Annotated in this window: 21 protein-coding genes; 4 read left to right on the top strand and 17 right to left on the bottom strand. The window is 72.3% G+C overall.

Annotation, left to right across the window (positions count from 1 at the left end; translation table 11 throughout):
* The first annotated feature begins 17 nt into the window (after positions 1 to 17).
* Together ACQP1P_RS15095 and ACQP1P_RS15090 are read left to right on the top strand one after the other, a co-directional pair.
* Positions 18 to 1238: an MFS transporter gene (locus ACQP1P_RS15095; protein WP_433090007.1), complete on the top strand. Its 1221-nt coding sequence runs from the start codon at positions 18 to 20 to the stop codon at positions 1236 to 1238.
* Positions 1239 to 1277: 39 nt separating this feature from the next.
* A complete protein-coding gene (locus tag ACQP1P_RS15090; protein ID WP_433087136.1) occupies positions 1278 to 1907 on the top strand; it encodes a nuclear transport factor 2 family protein in 630 nt (209 codons plus the stop codon).
* Between the two features lie 31 nt (positions 1908 to 1938).
* Here the strand turns inward: ACQP1P_RS15090 and ACQP1P_RS15085 are convergent, their stop codons facing one another.
* Together ACQP1P_RS15085 and ACQP1P_RS15080 are read right to left on the bottom strand one after the other, a co-directional pair.
* On the bottom strand, positions 1939 to 2754 hold the full coding sequence (locus tag ACQP1P_RS15085) for an SDR family NAD(P)-dependent oxidoreductase (protein WP_433087134.1): 816 nt from the start codon (positions 2752 to 2754) through the stop codon (positions 1939 to 1941).
* Positions 2751 to 3554, bottom strand: coding sequence for a hypothetical protein (locus tag ACQP1P_RS15080; RefSeq protein WP_433087132.1), 804 nt, complete (start codon positions 3552 to 3554; stop codon positions 2751 to 2753). Before ACQP1P_RS15080 ends, ACQP1P_RS15085 begins: the two co-directional genes overlap by 4 nt.
* A 121-nt stretch (positions 3555 to 3675) precedes the next feature.
* Here ACQP1P_RS15080 and ACQP1P_RS15075 point away from each other — a divergent pair, with 121 nt between their 5' ends.
* On the top strand, positions 3676 to 4941 hold the full coding sequence (locus ACQP1P_RS15075) for an FAS1-like dehydratase domain-containing protein (RefSeq protein ID WP_433087130.1): 1266 nt from the start codon (positions 3676 to 3678) through the stop codon (positions 4939 to 4941).
* A 10-nt stretch (positions 4942 to 4951) separates the two neighbouring features.
* A complete protein-coding gene (locus ACQP1P_RS15070) occupies positions 4952 to 5905 on the top strand; it encodes a quinone oxidoreductase family protein (RefSeq protein ID WP_433087128.1) in 954 nt (317 codons plus the stop codon).
* Positions 5906 to 5909: 4 nt separating this feature from the next.
* Here the strand turns inward: ACQP1P_RS15070 and ACQP1P_RS15065 are convergent, their stop codons facing one another.
* The 15 genes from ACQP1P_RS15065 to ACQP1P_RS14995 form a co-directional block, all read right to left on the bottom strand.
* Positions 5910 to 6440 (bottom strand): nitroreductase/quinone reductase family protein, encoded by a 531-nt coding sequence (locus tag ACQP1P_RS15065; RefSeq protein WP_433087126.1) that lies wholly within the window; start codon positions 6438 to 6440, stop codon positions 5910 to 5912.
* Complete coding sequence (locus tag ACQP1P_RS15060) at positions 6437 to 7909, bottom strand: MmgE/PrpD family protein (RefSeq protein WP_433087124.1); 1473 nt, start codon at positions 7907 to 7909, stop codon at positions 6437 to 6439. The genes ACQP1P_RS15065 and ACQP1P_RS15060 overlap by 4 nt, the downstream gene beginning before the upstream one ends.
* A 3-nt stretch (positions 7910 to 7912) precedes the next feature.
* A complete protein-coding gene (locus tag ACQP1P_RS15055; protein ID WP_433087122.1) occupies positions 7913 to 8746 on the bottom strand; it encodes an ATP-binding cassette domain-containing protein in 834 nt (277 codons plus the stop codon).
* Complete coding sequence (locus ACQP1P_RS15050; RefSeq protein ID WP_433087120.1) at positions 8746 to 9813, bottom strand: ABC transporter ATP-binding protein; 1068 nt, start codon at positions 9811 to 9813, stop codon at positions 8746 to 8748. Before ACQP1P_RS15050 ends, ACQP1P_RS15055 begins: the two co-directional genes overlap by 1 nt.
* A 27-nt stretch (positions 9814 to 9840) precedes the next feature.
* The gene (locus ACQP1P_RS15045; RefSeq protein ID WP_433087118.1) at positions 9841 to 10818 is read right to left on the bottom strand and encodes an ABC transporter permease; all 978 of its coding nucleotides are present in this window, start codon (positions 10816 to 10818) and stop codon (positions 9841 to 9843) included.
* Complete coding sequence (locus ACQP1P_RS15040; RefSeq protein WP_433087116.1) at positions 10815 to 11756, bottom strand: ABC transporter permease; 942 nt, start codon at positions 11754 to 11756, stop codon at positions 10815 to 10817. Before ACQP1P_RS15040 ends, ACQP1P_RS15045 begins: the two co-directional genes overlap by 4 nt.
* A 157-nt stretch (positions 11757 to 11913) precedes the next feature.
* On the bottom strand, positions 11914 to 13491 hold the full coding sequence (locus tag ACQP1P_RS15035) for an ABC transporter substrate-binding protein (protein ID WP_433087114.1): 1578 nt from the start codon (positions 13489 to 13491) through the stop codon (positions 11914 to 11916).
* 112 nt (positions 13492 to 13603) lie between these two features.
* Positions 13604 to 14785, bottom strand: coding sequence for a lipid-transfer protein (locus ACQP1P_RS15030; RefSeq protein ID WP_433087112.1), 1182 nt, complete (start codon positions 14783 to 14785; stop codon positions 13604 to 13606).
* A 1-nt stretch (position 14786) separates the two neighbouring features.
* On the bottom strand, positions 14787 to 15212 hold the full coding sequence (locus tag ACQP1P_RS15025; protein WP_433087110.1) for a MaoC/PaaZ C-terminal domain-containing protein: 426 nt from the start codon (positions 15210 to 15212) through the stop codon (positions 14787 to 14789).
* Positions 15209 to 16336 carry an acyl-CoA dehydrogenase family protein gene (locus ACQP1P_RS15020; protein ID WP_433087108.1) on the bottom strand — a complete coding sequence of 376 codons (1128 nt, stop codon included), beginning with the start codon at positions 16334 to 16336 and terminating at the stop codon, positions 15209 to 15211. Before ACQP1P_RS15020 ends, ACQP1P_RS15025 begins: the two co-directional genes overlap by 4 nt.
* Entirely contained in the window at positions 16336 to 17361 is a 1026-nt protein-coding gene (locus tag ACQP1P_RS15015; RefSeq protein WP_433087106.1) for a bifunctional MaoC family dehydratase N-terminal/OB-fold nucleic acid binding domain-containing protein, read from the bottom strand. Before ACQP1P_RS15015 ends, ACQP1P_RS15020 begins: the two co-directional genes overlap by 1 nt.
* Positions 17358 to 18542, bottom strand: coding sequence for an acyl-CoA dehydrogenase family protein (locus ACQP1P_RS15010; RefSeq protein WP_433087104.1), 1185 nt, complete (start codon positions 18540 to 18542; stop codon positions 17358 to 17360). Before ACQP1P_RS15010 ends, ACQP1P_RS15015 begins: the two co-directional genes overlap by 4 nt.
* Positions 18543 to 18599: 57 nt before the next feature.
* Positions 18600 to 20267, bottom strand: a complete 1668-nt coding sequence (locus ACQP1P_RS15005) for an AMP-binding protein (RefSeq protein WP_433087102.1) — start codon at positions 20265 to 20267, stop codon at positions 18600 to 18602.
* Positions 20268 to 20388: 121 nt separating this feature from the next.
* Positions 20389 to 21549, bottom strand: coding sequence for a CaiB/BaiF CoA transferase family protein (locus tag ACQP1P_RS15000; RefSeq protein ID WP_433087101.1), 1161 nt, complete (start codon positions 21547 to 21549; stop codon positions 20389 to 20391).
* On the bottom strand, positions 21546 to 23138 hold the full coding sequence (locus ACQP1P_RS14995; protein ID WP_433087099.1) for an AMP-binding protein: 1593 nt from the start codon (positions 23136 to 23138) through the stop codon (positions 21546 to 21548). Before ACQP1P_RS14995 ends, ACQP1P_RS15000 begins: the two co-directional genes overlap by 4 nt.
* Between the last annotated feature and the right edge of the window lie 14 nt (positions 23139 to 23152).

The raw sequence follows: 23152 nt of genomic DNA, 5'->3' as shown, positions 1-23152 counted from the left end.
ATGGCGACGACGTGGCGATGTTCTCGGCCCTGCGATTCCGAGACTTCCGCTTCGTGCTGCTGACCCTGGTGCTGTCCCAGGCCGGCTACTGGGGCTGCAACATCGCCTTCCAGTCGGTGCTCACCGAGGTCGACGGCACCCCGGCGACGATGGGCGCGCTCTTCTTCTGCCTGCTCGTGCCGTACACGCTCTTCTCCATCCCGGCCGGGGTGCTCGCCGACGCCTTCGACCGCCGGCGGCTGCAGATCGGCGTGCTCCTGGCGGTCAGTGTCCTGGCCGGGGTCTGCGCGGCGACGACCGCGGCCAAGGTCGTCGATGTGCCCGTGCTGCTCGTGCTCGCCTTCCTCGCCGGCACCGGGATCAGCTTCCTGTCCCCGGTGACCCAGGCCCTGGTGGCCAACACCGTCCCGGCCGAGGCGCTCGGCAACGCCGTCCCGCTGCAGGCCGCCGGGCTCAACCTCGCCCGCTCGATCGGCCCCGCGGTCGCCGGGCTGATCCTGGTGGCCTGGGGAACGCTGGGCACGTTCGTGATGTATGCCATGCTCAGCCTCGCCGCGGCCACGGCCGCGCTCGCCATCCGGACCCGTCGCGTCCCGCCCGTCACCCCGGTGGTCCGCGAGAGCCTGGCTGCGCAGGTCCGCGCCGGCCTCCGGCACGCCCGGGATCGGCCACCGGCCGCGCTCTGCCTGACCATCGTCGGGGTCAACGCGTTCTTCGGCTGCGCCTTCACGACGCAGCTCGCCGTCCGGGCGGGCTCGGTCTCGGACCACCCGGAGACGGTCTTCCCCATGCTCGTCGCCCTGACGGGGCTGGGTTCACTGCTCGGGGTCCTCGTCGTCGCCCGGCTCTCCGAGCGCGTCGCGACCGTGTGGCACGCCGCGGTCATCCTCGGCCTGCTCGCCGGGAGCACCGCCCTGCTCGGCACGGCGCCGACGGTGCCCGTTCTCGCGGGCGCCTCGCTGCTGTGCGGCGCGTTCAGCATCGGCACCATGGTCACCCTGCAGACGGTGGTCCAGCGGGTCGTCGACGACGCGCAGCGCGGCCGAGCGATGAGCCTCTACTTCCTCGGCTGGGGCGGTATGCCGTTCGGCGCCCTCCTGCTCGGCGGGCTGAGCACGTGGTTCGGCTCCGCGACCGCCTTCCTGCTCTATGCCGCCGCGTGCCTGACGGTGGCCATCACGGTGCTGGTGCGGTTGCGTCGTCGCGGCAGCGACTCCCCCGTGCCGCGGCTCGACTGACCCCTCCGCCGTCCACCGCCCACGTTCCAGGAGTTCCTCGTGACCGACCAGTCCCCCCGGACCACACCCGAGCCTTCGGTGGCCGGGCCGCCCCGGTCCTTGCCGTCCGGCCCGGCCGAGCTGGACGTGCTGCTCGCCGAGCGGGCCATCGAGCGGGCCCTGCTGCGCTACGCGCGCGGGGTGGACCGGATGGACCGGGACCTCGCCGCGAGCGCCTTCCACCCGGACGCCCGGATCACCCTCGGCGGGACCGTGGCCGACCGGGACACCACGCTGGACGTGGTCTTCACGCTCGTGGCGCGGCGCACCATGACGATGCACTACCTGACCAACGTCCTGGTCGAGTTCGACCCGGCACGGCCGGACCGGGCCCGGGCCGAGACGTACGGTATCGCGTTGCAGCGCAGCACATCCGAGCCGCCGCACGGCAACATCGTCAGCGGGTTCCGCTACGTCGACCTCGTCACCCGGCGCGCGGGTGAGTGGCGGGTGCAGGAACGTCTCACCGTCTCGGAGTGGCAGCGGGTCGACGACCTCGCCGGGCAGTGGCCGATCCCCGAGGCCTCGCTGCGAGGAGCCCGCGACGGGTCCGACCCGGTCAGCCGCCCGTGGCCGGCCGACGGTCCGGCTGCGAGGGCCGGCGAGCCGGACCCGCGCATCGGGTCCTGACTCGCCGGTCCGGGCCGCCGGGCTCGGGCCCTCAGCTCGGATCGGGGCTCGGCCCGCCGAGCATCGCGCGCATCCCGCTGGAGTTGCCGGCGACGAGGGCGGCCCGGTCCAGGCCGCAGCGCCGCGCCACGATCTCGGCCTGCTGGCGCACGACGTGCACCGGGCCGGTACCCATGGCGGCCAGCCCCTGGGCGGCGACGTCGGCCGGGTCGGCCGCGCCGGTCAGGTCGAGGCCGGCCCGGCGCATCGCGGGGGTGGCCGTGAGCCCGAGCACGAGGTGCAGCACGTCGACGCCGACCTCTCCGAGCTCGAGCCACAGACCCTCGGTGAAGATCCGGGCGAAGGACTTGGCCGCGGCGTAGATGCCGATGTCGGCGTGGCCGAGGTAGCCGGCCGAGGAGCCGACGACGAGGATGCCGCCGCGGCCGCGGGCGGCGAGACGGGCACCGAGCCGCCGGCAGAGCTCCAGCGGGCGGGTGACGTTGAGGTCGATGACGGCCTGAACCCGGGCGAGATCCGCCTCGACAACGCGGCTGCGGTAGGTGTTCGCGCCGGCATTGAGCACGAGCAGGCCGAGGTCGAGGTCGGCGACGGCTTCGACGATCCTGGCGGTCGCGTCCGCGTCGAGCAGGTCCAGTGCGAGCACGCGGCACGGTGCCCCGCAGGCCCGGACCCGGGCGGCGACGTCCTCGAGGGCCTCCGGCTTGCGTGCGACGAGCACGACGCCGAGGCCGGCCCGGGCCAGTTGCTCGGCGAAGGCGGCGCCGACCCCCTCGGAACCGCCGACGACCAGCGCCCATGGCCCGTAGCGCTCGAACAGGCCGGTCACGCCGGCGGCCTCGCTCATGCCCCGCTCACGCTGTCCGTGGCCGCGGCGACGGGCTCGTCGAACCAGTCCCACGCCCACGGCGTGATGGTGGCCAGGGGCCCGGTGAGCAGCGGCGTGGCCGTGCCGGCGAGCGCCGCGGGCGGGGCCGGCAGCGGGTCCGCGGCCAGCGCCCGCGTGAACTCGACCGGGTCGGCCTCGAGGTAGGTGAGCCGGATCCGCACGACCGGTCCCGCGGGGTCGCTGCCGCTCGGGGCGCTGCGGAAGGTCCACACGCCCGCGACGCCGTCGCGCGCGAGCAGGTCCGGCACCTGGGTCTCGTGCTCGAACTGGGACAGGTCGGCCACGTCGGGGCGCAGGGAGGTCTCGACCCGGCTCACCTCGACGTGCACCCCGCGGTTGGGCCGGAACGGCAGCGCCGCGAGGGTGACGAGGGCCCGGGGGGCCACGTAGCCCTGGACGGGGCGGAACATCCGGGTCATCGGCCGCTCGGTCCAGGCCAGCTCCGGACGCCGGCCCTGGTGGATCGCCCGGTCGCCGAGGTCCTTCCACTCGGCGATCGCGGCGGCGGCCGGCTCGGCGAACCAGTACATCGCCATGTACTGGCTGCCGGCGAGCGCGGCGTCGGGATAGCTGCCGAGCCGCTCGCAGGCCGGGGTGCGCACCCAGCGGTCGCCGTGGACGACAGCGGGCAGGGCGAGGTTCTCGGGGCGGTGGTCGAGCTGGTGCCACGCGTTGTAGTCGCGGTGGCGGGCGGCGTCGGTGACCTTCGGGAATGAGAAGAACGCGCGGGTGGCGGTCTGCGGGGTGCTCGGGATCATCTCGGCCCTCTCGCGGGTGGGCGCTGCGGCCCGTCTCGGCCGCTGGCCTTGACCCTAGGGTCGCCCGATCACTACAGTCAAGCAAGCGCTTGGTTGACATCGATGTCCGCGAAGGAGCCCCATGACCGCCGGCGACGCGGACTTCCGCGCCCGACTCGACGCCCTGATCGGCCTCACCGACCCGCCACGGCGGGCCAAGGACCCGATCACCGAAGCGGCCATCCGCATCTGGTGCGACGCCGTCGGCGACGAGAACCCCGCCTACCAGGACCCCGAGTGGGCCGCGCGCTCCGCCTGGGGCGGCATCGTGGCCCCGGCCACCTCGCTGAACATGTGGACCCTGCCGGGCAACCGGCGCAGCCACCGCCACGCCGAGAGCCTCGACCGGGTCAACGAGGTGCTCGCCGAGCGCGGCTTCACCTCGGTGGCCGCGGTGCAGACGGAGCACACCTACGTGCGCCCGCTGCGCCCCGGCGACCACCTCGAGCAGTTCCCCTCCATCGGCGCGGTCTCCCCGCAGAAGTCCACGCGCCTCGGCCTGGGCCACTTCGTCGACCTCGTCAGCGACTACCGCACCGTGGAGGGTGAGCCGGTCGGACGCGTCGTCCTGCGGATGCTGCGCTGGAATCCGGCGACCCGGGCCGAGGCCCCGGCGACCCGGGGGGACCGCCTAGCCCGGCCCGTGCGCCCGGTCGGCACCGCCCCGACCGACCCGCCGCCCGCCGGCACGACCGGCACCCTGACCGCGCACCTGCAACCCGGCTACGCCGCCGACCCGCTCAACGAGCGCCCCTACCTCGTCGGCACCGCCGAGCTCGCCGACGGGACCCGCCTCAGCGCAGACGTCGTGGACCTGCGGCCCGACCTCGTGCACGACGGCATGCCGGTCGTCGTGGCCCACCGACGCACCCTCGACGGCCAGGTCCTGCCGGTACTCACCGCCCCGCGGCCCGAACGCCGGGCGAGCACCCGCACCGGGGCCGAGGTGAGCACCGGGCAGCGCCTCGCCCCGTGGCCGGTCCCCGTCACCCAGCTGTCGATCGCGGCGCTGGCCACCGCGACCTTCGACTTCAACGACGTGCACCTCGACCGCGACGCGGCCCTCGAACGAGGCGCCCGCGACGTCTACATGAACATCCTCGGCTCGAGCGCGCTGGTCAACTGCTACCTCACCGACTGGGCCGGACCGGAGGCCCGCGTCGTGGACTTCCGCACCCGCCTCGCCGCGCAGAACCACCCCGGCGACACCCTCACCCTCGACGGTGTCGTCACCGGCTCGAAGCGAGCGCCCGAGGCCGTCGGGGGAACGCACGTCACCGTCGACGTCCGCGGTACCAACAGCCTCGGTGACCACGTCATCGCCTCCGCCACCCTCGCTCTGCCCTGAGAGGAGCCCCGTGCTCGCCAGCTACGTCGCCGACTCCGGCTCCCCCGACAGCCTGCGTCTCGGCCAGCTCGACGCCCCGACGCCCGGCCCCGGCCAGGTGCTCGTGCGGGTCCAGGCAGCGAGCCTGGACCGGGTCGACACCTACATCCGCCGCGGCACGCACGGCATGGCGGTCACCGGGCCGACGATCCTCGGCCGGGACGTCGCCGGCACCGTCGTACGGACCGGTCCCGGCGTCACCGGCTTCGCTGCCGGCGACGCGATCGTCGGGCTGACCACCGGCACCCACGCCGAGCTCGCCGTCGTCCCGGCCACCCACTGCTTCCCGCGGCCGGCCGCGCTCGACGCCGTCCACGCCGCCGCGGTGCCCACCGCCGGACGCACCGCCTACGACGCGGTGGTCAACCTCGCCGGGGTGCGCCCCGGCGACCGGGTCCTCGTCGTCGCGGCCGCCGGCGCCGTCGGCACCTTCGCCGTCCAGTACGCCCACCACCTGGGCGCGCGCGTCGTCGGCACCAGCGCCCCGGCGAAGGCCGACGCCGTGCGCGCCCTCGGCGCCCTCGACGCCGTGGACCACTACCGCCCGGACTTCGTGGACTCGCTGCGTGCCGCCCTGCCCGGCGGCGAGGCCGACGTCATCGTCGAGTCGGTCGGCGGCACCTTGTGGTCCGACGTGCTCAGGGTCCTCGCCCCCGGCGGGCGGCTGGTCACCTGTGGTGTCACCGCCGACAGCCACGCCCACCTGCACCTGGGCCGGCTCATGGTCAAGGGCTGGACGCTGCGCGGCATCGGGCGGCCCGGGCCCGAGGCGGTGGCCCGGCAGCTGCGCGAGGCCCTCGCCCTCTCGTCCGTGACCGCCGCCCCCGCGATCGCCGCCACGCATCCGCTCGAGCGGGCCGCGGCCGCGCACGACCAGCTGGAGGCGTCCGACTTCGTCGGGCGGATCGTCCTCACGACCGGCTGAGACGTCAGGTGAGCGACTTGCCCGACACGGCGGACAGCACGACGAGCGGGATCTGCCGGCCGAAGCCCGCCGCCCGTTCGACGTAGCGCGCCACGTTCGGCTTGTACGCCACGACGTGCGCCAACAGCTCCGGGTCACGCTCCCCGTCGGTCACCCGCGCCCGCACCGCGATCGTCTTGCGGCGCAACACGATCCAGCACAGTTCGTGGTGGCGCGCATTGACCACCCAGGCCGGATCCGTGGGGCCGCCTCCCTTGGACCCGACGACCACCAGATCCGGCCCGTGCGGCACGTACGGCAGCGCCGCGTCGCGCAGCTGCCCGGAGCGACGGCCCACCGTCGTCAGCAGCAGCGTGGGGTTGTACCGGAACCGGCCCGCCAGCGCGTACTGCAACGACACGAGCGAGAAGCCGGTCCAGCGCACGAGAAACCGGTCGAACGCCATCCCCCGCGGCCCGCGGATGACCACCAGCCACGGCCGGCCGTACGAGGCGAACGACCTCGTCTGCGCACCGATGCGGTCCTCCCGGCTCATCGCGCGCGGGCCAGCAACGGTGACAGCGTCTCGGTGACGTCGGCGACGTCCTCGATGCCCCGGACCACCTCGACGAGCTGCTCCTGCGAGCCCGCATCGAGAATCCCGTCGCAGAACGTGGCCAGCTTGCCGGCCACGAAGTCCCAGTCCGCGCGGGTCGCCTCGTCCCACGGGTCACCCTGGGCGAAGTCCGACTCGATGACGTACTCGCGGCCACCGGCCCGGATCGTCAGCGCACCCCGCGTCCGGCGGATCTGTCCGCCCGGATGCTCCCGGAGGTCGGCCTCCCACTCGGCGTCGAGCACCGGGTCCGGCGCCGTGGTGATCCGCCGCGCCAGGTCCCACACCGCGGGGTCGGCCAGCCGCTGCGGGTCGTACCAGTGCGGGCCCGGGGCGTTCCCGAGCAACACCAGCGCCGCGGCGTACGGCATGTTGAAGGCACCGTCCAGCGGCGCGCCGAGCGTGTCCGGGATCTGCTGAGCCGGTTCCCGGAACTGCAACGTCCGGTAGGCCGCCGGGCTCAGCCGGATCTCCATGGACTCGATCTGCGACACCGGCACCCCGTGGCTGGTCGGGAACGCGCGGATCGCGTCGAGCGCGGCGTGGGTGAAGCGGCACGTCGGGTACGGCTTGAGCGAGGTCTCGCTGATCCACCACTTCGACCCCAGGCCGGCGACCATCTCGTGCCGCTCACCCCCGAGGAAGCCCATCGCCTCGATGAAGCCCGGGGTGCGGTCCAGCACGTCCAGGTCGCCCGTGTACCCCTCCTCGGCGAGCGCCGCGCCGAGCATCCCGGCGTGCGCGATCGCGCCGTACGGGCCGTACTTGAACGCGTTGAACGAGCGCCGCTCGGCCATGTAGGAGTTCTTCGCCGGCGGGGCCAGCCAGGCGGTCAGGCCGAGCGCGTGGGTCAGGCGCTCCGGCTCCCAGCCGCCGACGACGGCGCACGCCGCGGCCGTGCCCATCGAGGCGTAGCCGTGCGACGACAGCGGCGACCAGCGGAACTGCCCGTTCTCGAAGGCCATGAGCGAGGTCGACAGGTTCAGCCGCGCGTTGATCTCGAAGGCGAGGATGCTCGCGCGCAACAGGCTCGCCCCGCCCGCGTGCAGCCGCTCGGCCTCGGCCAGTCCGGCCGCGACCCCGAACACCGCGAAGTGCGCCGAGTTGAAGAAGGTGTCGTCGGCGTCCAGCGCGTTCATCATGTCCGCGTTGGCGTGAGCGGCGTTGATCGCCGCGACCCGCTGCCCCAGCCCGAACACCGTCGCCTCGGCCGGGCCGCCGAACCGGGCGGCGACCTGCTGCACCATGCGGCTGCGCCGCAGCCGCACCGCCGCCAGACCGCAGACGAGGGAGTCGAGCAGGACGAGCTTGCCGTAGTCCCGCACCGGTTCGGGGATGTCCTCGTCGCGGGTCGTGGTCGCGAACCGCGCGAGCAGCTGCGTGCGTGTCGGTCCCGTCGTGGCAGTCATCGCTCAGCCCACCGTTCCCGGCGCGACGAGCCGGTTGCCCCGCGCGTCACGCGGCAGCGGCACCGGGATCGCCGCGAGCAGCTTCTTGGTGTACTCCTGCTGCGGGTCGGCGAAGATCCGCTCCGTCGCGTCGGACTCCACGACCTCACCGGATGCCATCACCATGACCCGGTCGGCGATGACCTCGACGAGTGCCAGGTCGTGACAGACGAACAGGTACGCCAGGCCCAGCTCCTCCTGCAGGTCCAGGAGCAGGTTGAGCACCTGTGCCCGCACCGACACGTCCAGCGCCGCGACCGGCTCGTCGCACACGATGAGGCTCGGCTTCATCGTCAGGGCCCGCGCGATCGCGACCCGCTGCAGCTGCCCGCCGGACAGTTCGGCCGGGTAGCGCCCCAGGTAGCGCGAGCCGATGCCGACCTTGTCGAGCAGTTCTACCGCCTCCCGCTCACGCGTGGCCCGGTCCTTGTCGGTATGGACCATGAGCGGCTCGGCGACCGCGTCCTTGATCGTCATCCGCGGGTCGAGCGAACTGTACGGGTCCTGGAAGATCATCTGCATCCGCTGGCGCAGCCCGCGCAGCTGCTTCGGCTTCATGGCCAGCACGTCGATGCCGTCGAAGGTCACCGACCCGGAGTCCGGCTCGATGAGGCGCAGCACCATGCGCCCGACCGTCGACTTGCCCGCACCGGACTCACCGACGACCGCGAGGCACTCACCGCGCTCCAGGGTGAAGCTCACCCCTTTGACCGCGTGCGACCACTTCGTGCGCCGGCCGAGCCAGTCGCGGCCGGAGCTGAACGACTTCGTGAGGTTCTCGACCTCGAGCAGACTCATCAGACCGTCACTCCATCCAGAGAGAGCTCCCCGACACGCACGCACCGCGCATCGTGCTCGGCGGCGCCGTCGACACGGACCAGGCCCGGGTGGGCCACGTCGCACCGCCCCGGCTCGGCGAACTCGCACCGGCTGCTGAACCGGCACCCGTGCGGCCAGGCGCCGGGGGCCGGGATGCCACCGGGAATCGCGCGCAGCCGCCGGCCGGTGCCCAGGCCCGGCTTCGGGATCGACCCGATCAGGCCCGAGGTGTAGGGGTGGCGCGGGTTGAAGAAGATCTTCTCCGCGGGCCCGCGCTCGGCCACCTCGCCGGCGTACATGACCACCACCTCCTGGCACAGCTCGGCCACCACCGCGAGGTCGTGGCTGACGAACAGCAGCGCCACACCGGTCTGCTCCTGCAGGTCGCGCAGCAGCTCGAGGATCCGCTCCTGCACCGTCACGTCCAGCGCCGTCGTCGGCTCGTCGGCGATGAGCAGTCGCGGGTTGCACGCCATGACCATCGCGATCATGACGCGCTGGCACATGCCGCCGGAGAACGCGTGCGGGTACTCATCGACCCGCTGCGCCGCCCGCGGGATCTGCACCATCTCGAGCATCTCGACGGCGCGGGCCCGGGCCTGCTTGCGGTTCATCCCGAGGTGCTTGCGCACCGACTCCGCGATCTGGTCCCCGACGGTGAAGGCCGGGTTCAGGCTGCGGATCGGCTGCTGGAAGATCATGCCCATGCCGGGGCCGCGCAGGTCCCGCCACTGCTTCGGGGTGCCCGCGGTGAGGTCCGTGCCGTCGAAGACGATCCGGCCCGAGGCGATCCGCCCGCCAGTGGCCCCGGTCAGGCCCATCACCGCGACCGACGTCACCGTCTTGCCCGAGCCGGACTCGCCGACGAGCGCCATCGACCCGCCCGGCTTGAGCGAGAACGAGACGTCCTGGACGGTCGTCTGCCACCCACCCGAGGGCGAGGGGAACTCGACGTTGAGGTGCTCCACGCGCAGGAGATCTGCCGCCGCGCCGGTGGCGTCGGTCCCGGTGCGGGCGATCCCGCCGGCCGCCGTTTCACGTGCCATGTCAGCTCCTGGTTGTTGCCGGACCGGTCAGTTGCCCGAGCGGGTGCGCACGAGGGCGCGGCGGACACCGTCACCGACGTAGGTGAAGGCGAGGACGGTGAGGAAGATCATCACGCCGGGCGGCCACACGAGATACGGCGCGAGGCGCATGTTCGAGGAGGCCGTCGAGAGCATCGAGCCCCAGCTGGCCGCGGGGGCCTTGACGCCCAGCCCGAGGAAGCTCAAGCTCGCCTCGGCCGCAACGGCGGTGCCCAGCGACACCGAGATGACGAGGATGATCGGCGGCAGCACGTTGGGCAGCACGTGCCGCACCATCGTGCGCAGGGTGCTGCAGCCCAAGGCGATCGAGGCCTCGATGTAGGTCTCGTGCCGCACGTCCATCGTGCCGGCGCGGGCCACCCGGAAGAAGCGCGGGGCCATGACCAGGCCGATGGCGAGCATCGCGTTGGTGACGCCGGCGCCGAGGACGGCGACGATGGTGATGGCCAGCACGAGCGACGGGGCGCTCATGATCGCGTCCATGACGCGGGTGAGGATCGTGTCGATCCAGCCGCCACGGTAGCCCGCGATCGTGCCGAGGGGCAGGCCGAGCACGAGCGCGACGGCCGCCGCCTGCAGCGCCGCCCACAGCGAGACCCGCGCCCCGAAGATGAGCCGGCTCAGCACGTCCCGGCCGTAGTCGTCGGTCCCCAGCCAGTGCCCGGCGCTCGGCGGTTTGAGCCGCTGCAGCAGATTCTGCAGGTCGGGGTCGTGCGGTGCCAGGACCGGAGCGAAGATCGCGACGAGGGTCAGCACGAGCAGGAAGGCGCCGGCCACGATCGTCGTGGGGCGGCGCACGATGCTCCGGAGGATGCCGGGGGCGGCGACCGGCTCCGGGTCACCCGGGCCGACGGCCGCCGTGGGCACCTCGGTGACGAGGGCCCCGGCGAGGTCGTCCGCGGGCGCGCCGGCTCCGTGCGGCTCGGTCCCCGGCGCCGGGGACATGGGGGTCCGGTTCGCGCTCATGACCGCACCTTCGGGTTGAAGTAGCCGTAGGAAATGTCGACGATGAGGTTGACGAGCACGACGATCGTCGTGCTGAACAGGACGAAGCCGAGCAGCACCGGCACGTCACGCCCCTGCACGGCCTCGACGGCGGTGCGCCCGAGGCCCGGCATGTTGTAGATCATCTCGATGGTCACCGACCCGGCGAGGACCTCCGCGACGCGAAAGCCGAGGACGGTGATGACGGGGATGCACGCGTTCTTCAGGGAGTGCTTGAACACGACGCTCGAGCGCGACATGCCCTTGGCCTCCGCGTTGAGGATGTAGTCGGTCTTCATGACCTGCCCGAGCGCCGAGCGCAGCTGCAGGGTCACCTCGGCGGCCGGGAGCAGACCGAGGGCGATGCCCGGCAGGACGAGGTACGACAACCAGGTCCCGATACCGGCGGACAGCGGCTGGAAACCGAAGGCCGGGAACATCTGCAGCCCGACCGAGAAGACCGAGACGAGCACGAGGCCGAACCAGAAGCCCGGGATCGCGATCGAGATCGAGGCGAACCAGTTGACGACCCGGTCGACGATGCCGCCGGAGCGCAGCGTGGCCACGAGCGCCAGCACGGTCCCGAGCGCGATGGCGAAGATCATCGCGACGAGCACCAGCGACATCGTCGTCGCCATCCGCCGCGTCAGCAGGTCGGTCACGCTCTGGTCCGAGACGAAGGACGTGCCGAGGTTGCCGTGAAGGACGTTGCCGATCCACTTGACGTAGCGAAGGACGACCGGATCGTTGAGATCAAGCTCCTCACGGATCGCCTGGACACGTTCGGGGGTCGGTTCGTCACCGGCGAGGATGACGGCCGGGTCCCCCGGGGCGAGATCGATCAGAGCGAAGACGAGCAGCGGGACGAGGAACAGCAGGGGTATTGCTGCGAGCAGTCGCCTGCCGGCGTATCGGAGCATCTCTTACCTCGGCTCTGAGCGCGGTACGTGGTGCCTGGGAGTGAGCCTCGCGCGGCCCGGTGCCGGCGAGGCCGTGCCGATGTCGCCACCGGCCCCGGCCCCGGCGGGTGGCCCTGACCACCCGGCGGCGGCACCGCCGGGTGGTCAGCAGCGACGGCTACTTCTTGACGGCGATGTAGCGCAGGTCCCAGATGCCGATGTTCGACATCGGGATGTTGTCGATGCCGACGACGTTCGTCTTCGCCACGTTCGCGACGGTCTGGTTGCACAGCGGCACGAACCAGGCCTGCTCGAGCGTCGTCTTCCAGATGTCCTGGTACAGCGGGGCGCGCTTGTCCATCGACAGCATGGGGTTGGCCGCCTCGGCCGCCTTGGCCGCGATGAGCGAGGGGTCCGCGGCGAGCTTGTACGTGTTCAGCAGATAGGTGTTCACCGTCGCCGCCGGGTCGGCCTTCGGGCTCCACGACGTGGCCACCATCAACTCGAAGTCGCCGGCGATGAACCGGGGCTCGTTCTCGGTGTTGGGCACGGGGTTGAGCGTCGCGTCGATGCCGACGGCCCGCAGCGACGCCTGCACGACGTTGGCCGGCTGCTCCGCATTCGTGCCCGCGGCGAAGGTGACGGTCACCTTGGCGCCGCCGGCCTGCTGCACCAGGGCCTTGGCCTTGTCGACGCTGAACTCGTACGGGTAGGTGTAGCCCGGAACACGGCTCGGGTCCGTCTCGGGGACGAGCTGGCGCGTCGGCGTGCAGTAGCCGCTGAAGAGCGCGCCGATCGCGGCCGGGTCGATCGCCTGGGCGATCGCCTGGCGGATCGGGAGCTTGGCGACGTCGCCCTTGGTGGCGCGCATGTAGACGCCGACGAGGTTCTTGAACTTCACGTCGTGCTTCTGCAGACCGCTGCCCTTGCCGACGATCTGCCCGGCCTGGGCGATCTCACTGGCGGAGCTGAGCGGGGCCAGGTCGACCTGGCCGCTCTGCAGGCCGTTCAGGCGGGCCGCGGCGTCGGGCACTCGCTGCAGCTCGATGCCCCCGAGGCGCCCCACGCTCGGGTCCCAGTAGCTGTCGGCCCGCTTGAGGACGAGCTTCTCCTGGGGCACGAGCTGGGTGGCGATGTACGGGCCGGAGCCGGCGGTGCCGGGGTTGTTCTTGATGTCGACGCCGTCCTTGATGGCCTTCGGGCTGACCATCATGCCGGCGGTGCCGGTGAAGGACGCGGGCAGCTGCACACCTTTGCCCTTGACCAGCTTGAGGCGCACGGTCTTGGCGTCGACGACCTCGACCGACTCGATGTCGGCGAGGTCGCTCTTGAGGGTCGAGCCCTGCAGCGTCTTGCCCCGCTCGATGTTGGCCTTGACGGCCTCGGCGTCGAACGGCGTGCCGTCGTGGAACTTCACGTCGTCACGCAGCTTGAGCTCGAGGACGCTGCCGTTGTCGACGAAGTTCCACTCCTTGGCCAGGCCCGGGACGATCTTGTCGTCCTTGTCGAGCATGGTCAGCCGGTCCCATACGAGGAACAGATAGCCCCAGGCGCCGTAGCTCGTCTGGAGGGCCGGATCGAGGTCGCGCAGCGGACCCGCCGACGCGAACTTGAGCACGGCCGACGTGTCGATCTCGCCTCCGGAACCGCTGCCGGTGTCCGTCGGGCTGGTGCTGGTGCAGCCGGCCACCACGGCGAGCGCGCCGATGGCCGTCAGCGCGATGACGCGCTCCCAGGTCTTGCTGATGAAACCCATATCACCCGTCCAAACACGAGGCGGATCGATCGAGAGGTGGGTGCTGCATGCTCGGCGGTTGCCGGGCGGATCCGTGAGGTGGTGACCACCGGGCGCTCGGGCGCCCGGTGTTTCACCCCTCCGCGGACAGAATCAGTGCGCTGGTTGGAACTCCGACGCCCGCCGTCACCAGGACGTTGCGGACACCGCCGGGCTGATTGGTCGAGGTCCCCCGCACGAGCCGGACGCCCTCCGCGACGCCGTTCGTGCCGTGCAGGTAGGCCTCACCGATCTGGCCACCGTGTGTATTGGTGGGCAGGGAGCCGGTGACCTCGAGGTTGCCGTCGGCGATGAAGTCCTTGGCCTCGCCGCGGCCGCAGAAGCCGTACTCCTCGAGCTGGTTGAGCACGTACGGGGTGAAGTGGTCGTAGAGGATCGCCGCACTCATGTCGGCGGGTCCGAGGCCCGACTGGGCCCACAGCTGCCTGGCGCAGAGCTCGACCTCGGGGATGCGGGTCAGGTCCTCGCGGTAGTAGCTGACCATCTGGTACTGGTCCGGTCCCATGCCCTGGGCCGCCCCGGCGATGTAGGCGGGGGTGGAGGGCAGGTCCTTGGCGCGCTCGGCGCTGACGATGACCATCGCCTGGCCACCGTCGGTCTCCTGGCAGCAGTCGTACAGGTGCAGCGGCTCGGCGATCCAGCGGGAGGCCTGATGCTCCTCGAGGGTCAGCGGCTTGCCGTAGAACCACGCGTTGGGGTTGTTCGCCGCGTGCTTGCGGGCGAGCACGGCGACCCGGCCGTAGTCCTCGCTGGTCGCGCCGTACTTGTGCATGTAGCGGCGGGCGAACATCGCCGTGTGCTGGGCCGGGGTGAGCAGGCCGTACGGGTTGACCCAGGAGCGGTACTCGTTGTCCGAGGTGGCCTGGGTCTTCGCCGGAGGCGGCCCCTGCCCGAAGCGGACACCGGAGCGCTCGTTGAAGGCGCGGTAGGCCACGACGACGTCGGCGATGCCGCTCGCGACGGCCATGGCGGCCTGCTGGACGGGGGCACAGGCGCCGCCACCGCCGTAGGGGATCCGGGAGAAGAACTTCAGCTCGGGGATGCCCAGGCTGCGGGCGACCATGTTCTCCGGGTTGGTCTCCATGGTGAAGGTCGTCATGCCGTCGACGTCGGCGGGGCTCAGGCCCGCGTCGGCCAGGGCGGCCGAGACGGCCTCGACGGCCAGCCGCAGCTCGCTACGGCCGGAGTCCTTGGAGAACTCCGTCGCGCCGATGCCGGCGATCGCGGTGCGGCCCGACAGGAAGTTGTCCGTCACGTCACTGCTCCGTTCCGCGGGGCAGTCGCACGGTCACCTCGGAGATGGCGTGCGCGCCCTTGCTGTTCATGCCTCGGACCGCGACGCGCACGGTGTCCTGCTCGAGGCCGACGACCTCGCCGGTCAGCCGCATCGTGTCGCCCGGGAAGTTCGGAACCCCGAGGCGGGTGCTCAGGCGCACCATGCGGGCGGCCGGGCCGGCCCAGTCGGTGACGTAGCGGCCGACGAGCCCGTTGGTGTTGTTGATGCTCATGTAGGTGTCGGGGGTGCCGCGACGCTCGGCCTGGGCCGGGTCGTGGTGCACGTCCTCGTAGTCGCGGGTCGCGAGGGCGCCGGCGACGATGAGGGTCCGGGTCAGCGGGATCGCAAGCTCCGGTAGCGTGTCGCCGAGGCGCACCTGCTCGATCGTGATCTGCCTGCCGCTCACAGCTGCTCCCCCGCGTCGACGAGGTCCGCGAGCTGCTGCAGGTGCCAGGCCGCGGAGCCGGCGGTGTTGGCCAGCTGGGTGGTCCAGAGCATGTAGCGGTGGATCGGGTAGGTGACGTCGGCGCCCATGCCGCCGTGCACGTGCTGTACGGTGCGCGCGACGCGGTCGCCCGCCTCGCCGGCCCAGTACTTCGCGACGTGCACGGCCGCGCGGGAGGGCCGCTCGCTCGTCTCGCGCCACAGCGCGTTGAGGTAGGTGACCTCCATCGCCTCGGTGTCGATGTGACAGTTGGCGATCTGGTGGGCGACGGCTTGGAAGGTCGCGATCGGCACGCCGAACTGCTCGCGGCCGGAGGTGTAGTCGGCGGCCTGGCGCACGGCGGCCTGGCTGATGCCGCTCTGCAGGGCGGCCACGGCGATCCAGACCTGGCGCAGCAGCCAGTCGACCCGGTCCTCCTCGGGGCCGTCGGCGAGCGGTTGCGCCGCGGCGTCGTCGAGGTGCACGTCGGAGGCGAGCCCGCGGTCGGTGCGCTCGAAGGTGTCGAGGCGCACCCCGGCGCCGGCGGTCGGCACGAGATAGAGCCCGACCGTGCCCTGGTCGTCGGTGGCCGGGACGATGATCGCGTCGGCGAGGTGCGCCGAGCGGACACCGACGGCGGTGCCGCTCAGGGCGACCCCATCACCGGCGGACTGGACGCCGGAGCGCGCGCGGACGCGGGCGCCGTACGGCCGGGCGTCGGCCAGATCGTCGACGGCCACGGTGAGGACCGCATCCCCGGAGGCGACGCGGGGCAGCCACTCGGACTGCTGCTTGGCGTCGCCGTAACGCACCAGCGGCAGGACGCCGCCGACAAGGGTCTCCCACAGCGGGACGGTGCCCAGCGTCCGGCCCTGCTCGAAGAAGAGCCCAGCGACCTGCCACAGGCTCAGCCCGGCACCGCCGTGCTCCTCGGGCACGAGCAGCCCGAGGGCGCCGGACTCGGCCAGGTCGCGGTGCAGGACGCGGTCGAAGCGCTCCGGACCGGCCTCGATGTCGAAGAGGCGCTGCGGGTCACCGTTGCGCGAGAAGATGTCGCGCGCCAGGTCGTTGACCGTGACCTGCTCCTCGGTGAGCTGGAAGTCCATCAGTTCCTCTCCTCTTCGGTGAGCTCCGACGCGGAGGTCGCGGCCCGGAAACGCGGCAGCGTGAGGTGCTCGTCGTAGTCGAGCCAATCGACCCGCACGGGCAGGCCGATCTCGACTTCGCCGGCGTCCCCGGCGAAGTCGGCGACGAGGCGGGTGCCCTCCTCGAGGTCGACGAGCACCACGGTGAGCGGGTAGTCGTACCCGGGGGCCTTCGGGTGGTGGCTGACCACGTAGCTGTGCACCGTGCCCCGGCCGCTCGCCTCGACCTCGTGCCACGCGTACGAATGGCAGGACGGGCAGATCGGGCCGGGCGGGTGGCGCAGTGTGCCGCAGTCCGTGCAGGCCTGGATGACGAGGCGACGCTGTGCGGCGGCCTCGAACCAGAAGGCGTTGTCGCGCAGGATGAACGGCTTGTGCCGCAGCGCCGGGTCGGCGGCGGCCGCCGCCGCGGGCTTCGCGCCGGTCGGGTCGAAGCGCAGGATGCGGAAGCGCTGCCGAGCCACGACCTCGTCGTTCTGGTCGGTGTAGGTGCGCAGCGTCGTGATGAAGTGACCGGTGCCCAGGCCCGTGGTCTTGCGCGGGGAGACGTCCTCGATGACCGTCGTCATCTTGATCCTGTCGCCCAGGCGCAGCTCGCGCACGTACTCGTGCTCGTCATTGGTCGCGACGACCCCGACGAAGCCGGCCTCGGCGAGGATCGCGAGCAGCCGCGCCATGGGGGTGTCCGGCGCGGCGCCCGCGGCGGCGGCCGTGTGGGCCTTGTAGCCGACCATGAGCCAGGTCGACAGCATCGGCGGCGGGGCGACGACACCTTCACGGCCGGTGTCGCGGGCGGCCTGCTCGTCGACGTAGATGGGGTTCTCGTCGCCCATCGCCTCGACGAAGTGGCGGATCATCGCCTGATTGACGGCGTCCTGCGCGTAGCGGGTGGGGGTGGCCTCGAGGCCGCGGAACTCGCGCAGGCGGGCGAGGAAGGCCTCCTCGTCGGCGGTGTCGCGGGCCGAGGTCTGCGTCGCGGCGCTCATGCGGAGCGCCCCTTCCTCGGCATGCCGAGGCCGGCGACCGCGATCATGTCGCGCAGCACCTCGTTGGTGCCGCCGCCGAAGGTGTTGATGTAGGAGCCGCGGGTGTAGGCCTCCAGCTGTCCGCCGAGGACGGCGTCCGGTGCGCCGGGGCGCCGGGTCGCGCGGGGCCCGACGACGGAAACGAGGCTGCGGCAGACCCGGTCGTGGGTCTCCGTGCCGTAGACCTTGGCGACCGAAGCGGCGGCGGGGGCCGGGTTCTGGCCCTCCCCGACGACGGCGATCTTCCAGTTGAGCAGGCGCATCGCGGTCAGCTCGGCGAAGTCACGGGCCAGCTCCGTGCGCACCCATGGCCTGTCGAGGACGCGGATCCCGTCGGCATCGGGCTCGGCAGCCCACGCGGTGACGTCGGTCCACAGCTGCTCGGTGCGTCCGCCCATGGCGGCCAGGCCCACTCGCTCGTGACCGAGCTGGCCGGTGATGAGGCGCCAGCCGCCGTTGACCTCGCCGACGAGGGCCTCGGGGCCCACGCGCACGTCCTCGTAGTAGGAGGCGTTGGTGTGGGTGATGCCGCTGGTGGCGATCGGCGTGCAGCTGAAGCCGGGGTCCGATGTCGGCACGATGAGGATGGTGATGCCCTTGTGCTTCGGGGCGTCGGGGTCGGTGCGCACGGCCAGCCAGACGAAGTCGGCCTGGCTGGCGCCGCTGGTGAAGACCTTCTGGCCGTTGATGACCCAGCCCCCCTCGGGGGTGGCCTCGGCCCTGGTGCGCAGCGAGGCCAGGTCGGTGCCGGAGCCCGGCTCGCTGTAGCCGATGGCGAAGATGACGTCGCCGGTGAGCATGCCCGGCAGGTAGGTGCGCTTCTGCTCCTCGGTGCCGTAGCGCATGAGCATCGGGCCGATGTTGTTGATGGTGACGAAGGGGAACGGCGCCTGGGCGCGGTTGATCTCGTCGAAGAGGATGTACTGGTCGACCGTCGGGCGGCCCTGGCCGCCGAACTCCTTGGGCCAGCCGAGCCCGAGCAGGCCGTCCTTGCCGATCTGACGGATGATCTCCCGGTACGCCGGCCGGTCCTCGTTGGTACCGCCGAGCGCCTCGCGGACCTCGGGCGTGAGCAGTCGGGCGAAGTAGGCGCGCAGCTCCCGGCTCAGCTCTCGCTGCTGCGGGGTGTACTCCAGGTACATGGATGTCCTCTCTCAGGGCGCGGGGCGCCGGTTCGGCGTGTTGGCGGGCCGGCCGGGTCAGGTGGCCGGCAGCAGCGCGGTGCGCCCGTTGTCGGCGAACTGCTGCTCGAGGGCCCTGACGTCCGCCGCCGTGAGGGGGCGGTACGCGGTGGACGCGCCGTCGCGGACGTAGACGGGGTCGGTCGTGGCCCAGGCGGCACGGCGCAGGACCTGCTTGGCGACCTTGCTGTTGCCCGTGGTGGGGATCTCGGCGACGATCCGCACGAAGCGGGGCCGCCACTTGGTGCCGAGGTCGGCCTGCTCGTCGAGGAAGGCGGTGAACGCCTCGGGGTCGAAGCCGGCGTCGCCGCGCAGCTCGAGGGCGCACATCACCTGGTCGCCGGTGCGCGGGTCGGGCACCGCGAAGACGGGGGCGAGCGCCACCCGATCCCAGCGTTCGATGATCCGCTCGACGGATGCGGCGGCGAAGTTCTCGCTGTCGACCCGGATCCAGTCCGAGGAGCGGCCGGCGAAGTAGAAGTAGCCGTCGGCGTCGCGGTAGGCCAGGTCTCCGGACCAGAAGTCCTCGCCGCGGATCCGCTCGGCGGCGGCCTCGGGGTTCTTGTAGTAGCCCTCGAACCGGGCGGCCATGCCGACTCCGACGAGCTGCCCGATGGCCTCCTCCGCGTTGACGAGCCGTCCGGTCTCGTCGAACGAGGCCGGTGGGCACTCCAGGCCGGTGTCCTCGTTCATGACCCTCACGTCCGCGCCGGCGACGGCCACGCCGAGCGCATCGTCGGGCGTCTCGGGGGTGCGGTTGATCCGCATGACGCCCTCGCTGGAGCCGTAGCCCTCGGAGACCACGACGCCGAAGCGCTCGGTGAAGCGGGCGATGTCAGCGGCCGAGGCCTCGGTGCCGACGGCCCGGCGCAGCGTGCTCGTCGCGTCGCGCGGGTCGACCGGCTGAGCCAGGACGTAGGCGAGGGCCCGGCCGACGTAGTTGAAGTAGGTGACGCCGTGCTCGTGCACGTCGCGCACGAAGCCGGACGCGGAGAACTTGCGGACCATGCAGATCGTCGCGCCGCAGACCATGGCGGGCCCGAGGTTGAGCATGACGGCGTTGCCGTGGAACAGCGGCATCGACATGTAGCTGACCGAGTCGCGGGTCAGCTCGGTGCGGACCAGCAGCGCCTCGGAGATCGCGGCGAGGCGCCCGTGCGAGCAGATGACCGCCTTGGGGGCCCCGGTCGAGCCCGAGGAGAACATCAGCAGCAGGCTGGCGCCGGGGTCGATCTCGTGGGTGGGCATCGGGGCGCCGGCGTGCCGGGCCAGCCATCCGGCGTACTCCGCAGCGTCGATGTTGTGCACCTGTTCGCCGGCGATGCCCAGGTCCAGCCCATCGATGAGGCCGGCGAGGCGGTCCTCGGTGATGAGCAGGTCGCAATCGGTGTGCCGCACGTCGTGGGCCAGCTCGGTGCCACGCCGGGTCGGATTGATCCCGACGACGGTGGCGCCGGCCAGCGCGGCCGCGCAGAGCCAGTACACGTAGTCGGGGGTGTTCTCCAGCAGGACCCCCAGGTGCAGCGGCTTGCCCTCGGGGCGGGGCACGTCGGCCAGGGCGGCGGCACGGTCGGCGGCTTCCTGCACGACCTGGCCCCAGGTGATGGTGCGGCCCTCGAACAGCAGGCCCGGGTGATCGTCATCCGCGCGCGCCCGCACGATGTCGGCGAAGACGGCAGGTCCCACGGTTCGGACTACCGGGGTCGGGGGCGTCATTGATGTTCCGTTTCGTGTCGTCGTCGAATACGGATCAGCGCTCGGCAAGCAAGCGCTTGGTTGAGATCGTAGGGTGGGGTCTGAAGGCAGGTCAAGGTCTCAACAGGGCTTGCCACGGGCTGTCCGCGGCGAGCGCCGAGCGCACCCGGTCGGTGTCCTCACCACGGCGCCGCGGGGCCCGCGGGAGGCCGGCGGGCGTGCGCGAGAAGCGCGGCACCGGGGCCGGCTGGGTGACCCCCTCGATCTCGACAACGGCCCGCCGCGCGCGCACCTGCGGGTGCTCGGCCGACTCGGCGATGTCCAGCACCGGGTGCACGCACGCGTCGACGCCCTCGTAGAGGCGGCACCACTCCTGCCGGGTGCGCCCGGCGAAGACCGCCGCGATCCGCTCGGCCCAGCCGGCCCACCCCGACTCGTCGAACTGCCCCGACCCGTCCTGCGGATCGAGGCCGAGGGTGAGCAGGAACGTGCGGTAGAACTTCGCCTCGATGGCCGCGACGGACATGAACTTGTCGTCGGCGGTGCGGTACACGCGGTAGAAGTGCGCCCCGCCGTCGAGGTAGTTGGTGCCACGGGTGAGGTTCCAGGAGCCCCGCGCGAGCATCGAGTGGATGACGACGGTGAGCAGCCCGCTGCCCTCGAGCATCGAGGAGTCCACGACCTGGCCGCGCCCGGAGGCGACGCGCTCGTGCAGGGCGGCCAGGACGCCGAAGGCGAGCACCATGCCACCGCCGGCGAAGTCGGCCAGGTACATCGGCGGCACGACGGGGCCGGACTCGGGCCCTCCGATCGTGTCGAGCACCCCGGACACGGCGATGTAGTTGAGGTCGTGCCCAGCGGCCGCGGCGAGGGGGCCGTCCTGGCCCCAGCCGGTCATCCGCGCCACGACGAGGCGCGGGTACCGCTCCGTGAGCTCGGCCGGGTCCAGGCCGAGACGTTCGAGTACCCCGGGACGGAACGGGTCGAGCAGGACGTCCGCGTCGGCGAGCAGCCGGTACACGAGCGGCCGGTCGGCCCCGGACTTCAGGTCGAACGTGACGGTCGTGCGGCCGCGGTCGATCGCGTTGACCTGCGCGCGCTCCCGCCGGTCGGGCTCGCCCGGCGGGTCCACCCGCACGACCTGGGCGCCGAGGTCGGCGAGCATCATCGCCGCGAACGGCACCGGCCCCTGCCCACCGAGCTCGAGGACCCGCAGGCCGGCCAATGGACCCTCGGACCGCGGGCCGGGGACCGGGCTCGCGGTGGCGGTCACGGCTGCTCCCCGGCGCCGGCCGGGACCCGGGTGCCGGTCACGGCGCGGGGGTCCGTGCTCCACGTCTGCGGCGTCACGCCCTCGTCGCGCAGGACCCGCTTGAGGACCCGCCCGACGGCGTTCTTGGGCAGCTCGGAGCGGACCTCGATGTGGGAGGGGACGGCATACCGCGGTACCCGCGGGTGCAGCCACGCGAAGAGCTCCGCGGGGTCGATCTGTGCTCCGGGCGCGGGCACGACCGTCACCTTGAGGTCGTCCTCGGCCAGGGGCGAGGGGACCGCGTGGACGGCGACCTCGCCGACGGCCGGGTGGCCCGCCACGATGCCCTCGATCTCGAAGCTGGAGATGTTCTCCCCGCCGCGGCGCAGGTAGTCCTTGCCGCGGTCGACGAAGTAGAGGTAGCCGTCCTCGTCAAGACGGCCGTAGTCGCCGCAGTGGAACCACAGGCCGCGGAAGACCTCGAGGGTCTTCTCCGGCTGGCGCCAGTAGCCGTTGAACATGATCGCCGGCCGGGTGGGGCGGGCGAGGATCTCGCCGACCTCGCCGACGGGCAGCGGGTTGTCGTGCTCGTCGGCGATGCGCACCTCGAAGGACTCGTTGACCTTGCCGGCGGCCCCGGCGCGGTAACCCCCCGGTGGGGTGAGCGTGATCAGGCTGGCCTCGGTCATGCCGTACGCGCCCGAGCCGACCCGCTGGACGCCGAACCGCTCGGTCCAGCGAGCGGCGAGGTCGGCCGTGACCGGCGAGCCGGACACGACGCGCAGCTGGCCGAAGGCCCTGCGGGCGGCCTCGGACTCGGCGGCGCCGGCGATCATCGGCAGCATCGAGCCCATGAGCGCGGCCATCGTCGCGCGGGAGCGCAGGATCTCGTCCCAGAATCCGCTGACCGAGAAGCGCTGGGCGATGTCCATGGCCGAGCCGAGCTGGAGCGAGCCCACGACGTGCCCGACGGCGGCCATGTGGAACAGCGGCATCGGCGACCACAGCACGTCACCGGCCTGGCGCTCGAGGTTCTCGTGCATCTGGCGGGCCATGTTCGCCACGAAGCCGTGGCTGACCATGCAGGCCTTGGATGGTCCCGTCGTGCCGGCCGTGTAGATGAGATGGCTGGTGGCGTACGCGTCGAGGTCCGGAGTCGTCGTCACCGCCGGGCCCTCGGCGACGGCGGCGTCGAAGTCGATGACCTCGGTGGCCCAGCCGGGCACGGGGCGCGCGGACGGCCGGCCGGCCTCGGGGGCTCCGACGAGGACCGGCACCCGCAGCCCGGCACCGACGATGGCCTCGTCCATGACGGGCACGAACTCGTCCTCGAGGATCATCGCAACCGGATCGGAGTCGAGCACCTGGTGGGCCAGAATGGGGCCGCGGTTGCTCGTGTTGAGCGGGACGACGAATCCGCCGCGGAGCGTCGTCGCCCACCAGGCGAGCAGGGCCAGGCGGCCGTTGCGGGCGAGGACGACGACGCGATCGCCGGGGGCGACGCGGTCGGCGAGGAAGCCGGCGAGGCGGCGCGACGCGGCATCGAGCTCAGCCACCGTGTACGGGGCGCCGGCGAGGGTGATGGTGAGGTCCGGCTGCTGCTCGAGCACGTGGGACAGGGCAG

This window comes from Dactylosporangium sp. CA-052675, from assembly GCF_050947935.1.
In the GTDB taxonomy this organism is placed as follows: Bacteria; Actinomycetota; Actinomycetes; order Mycobacteriales; family Micromonosporaceae; genus Dactylosporangium.
Note: the sequence above shows the minus strand (reverse complement) of the source record. Positions and strands in the feature narration are given on the sequence as shown.

Bases quoted from the DNA above. Each gene is read 5' to 3' on its own strand.
- ACQP1P_RS15065 (WP_433087126.1), bottom strand. From the start codon at position 6,440: ATGAGCCGGGAGGACCGCATCGGTGCGCAGACGAGGTCGTTCGCCTCG.
- ACQP1P_RS15045 (WP_433087118.1), bottom strand. From the start codon at position 10,818: ATGAGCGCGAACCGGACCCCCATGTCCCCGGCGCCGGGGACCGAGCCG.
- ACQP1P_RS15085 (WP_433087134.1), bottom strand. From the start codon at position 2,754: ATGAGCGAGGCCGCCGGCGTGACCGGCCTGTTCGAGCGCTACGGGCCA.
- ACQP1P_RS15035 (WP_433087114.1), bottom strand. From the start codon at position 13,491: ATGGGTTTCATCAGCAAGACCTGGGAGCGCGTCATCGCGCTGACGGCC.
- ACQP1P_RS15060 (WP_433087124.1), bottom strand. From the start codon at position 7,909: ATGACTGCCACGACGGGACCGACACGCACGCAGCTGCTCGCGCGGTTC.
- ACQP1P_RS15040 (WP_433087116.1), bottom strand. From the start codon at position 11,756: ATGCTCCGATACGCCGGCAGGCGACTGCTCGCAGCAATACCCCTGCTG.
- ACQP1P_RS15055 (WP_433087122.1), bottom strand. From the start codon at position 8,746: ATGAGTCTGCTCGAGGTCGAGAACCTCACGAAGTCGTTCAGCTCCGGC.
- ACQP1P_RS15075 (WP_433087130.1), top strand. From the start codon at position 3,676: ATGACCGCCGGCGACGCGGACTTCCGCGCCCGACTCGACGCCCTGATC.
- ACQP1P_RS15020 (WP_433087108.1), bottom strand. From the start codon at position 16,336: ATGGACTTCCAGCTCACCGAGGAGCAGGTCACGGTCAACGACCTGGCG.
- ACQP1P_RS15095 (WP_433090007.1), top strand. From the start codon at position 18: ATGTTCTCGGCCCTGCGATTCCGAGACTTCCGCTTCGTGCTGCTGACC.
- ACQP1P_RS15050 (WP_433087120.1), bottom strand. From the start codon at position 9,813: ATGGCACGTGAAACGGCGGCCGGCGGGATCGCCCGCACCGGGACCGAC.
- ACQP1P_RS15080 (WP_433087132.1), bottom strand. From the start codon at position 3,554: ATGATCCCGAGCACCCCGCAGACCGCCACCCGCGCGTTCTTCTCATTC.
- ACQP1P_RS15010 (WP_433087104.1), bottom strand. From the start codon at position 18,542: ATGTACCTGGAGTACACCCCGCAGCAGCGAGAGCTGAGCCGGGAGCTG.
- ACQP1P_RS15015 (WP_433087106.1), bottom strand. From the start codon at position 17,361: ATGAGCGCCGCGACGCAGACCTCGGCCCGCGACACCGCCGACGAGGAG.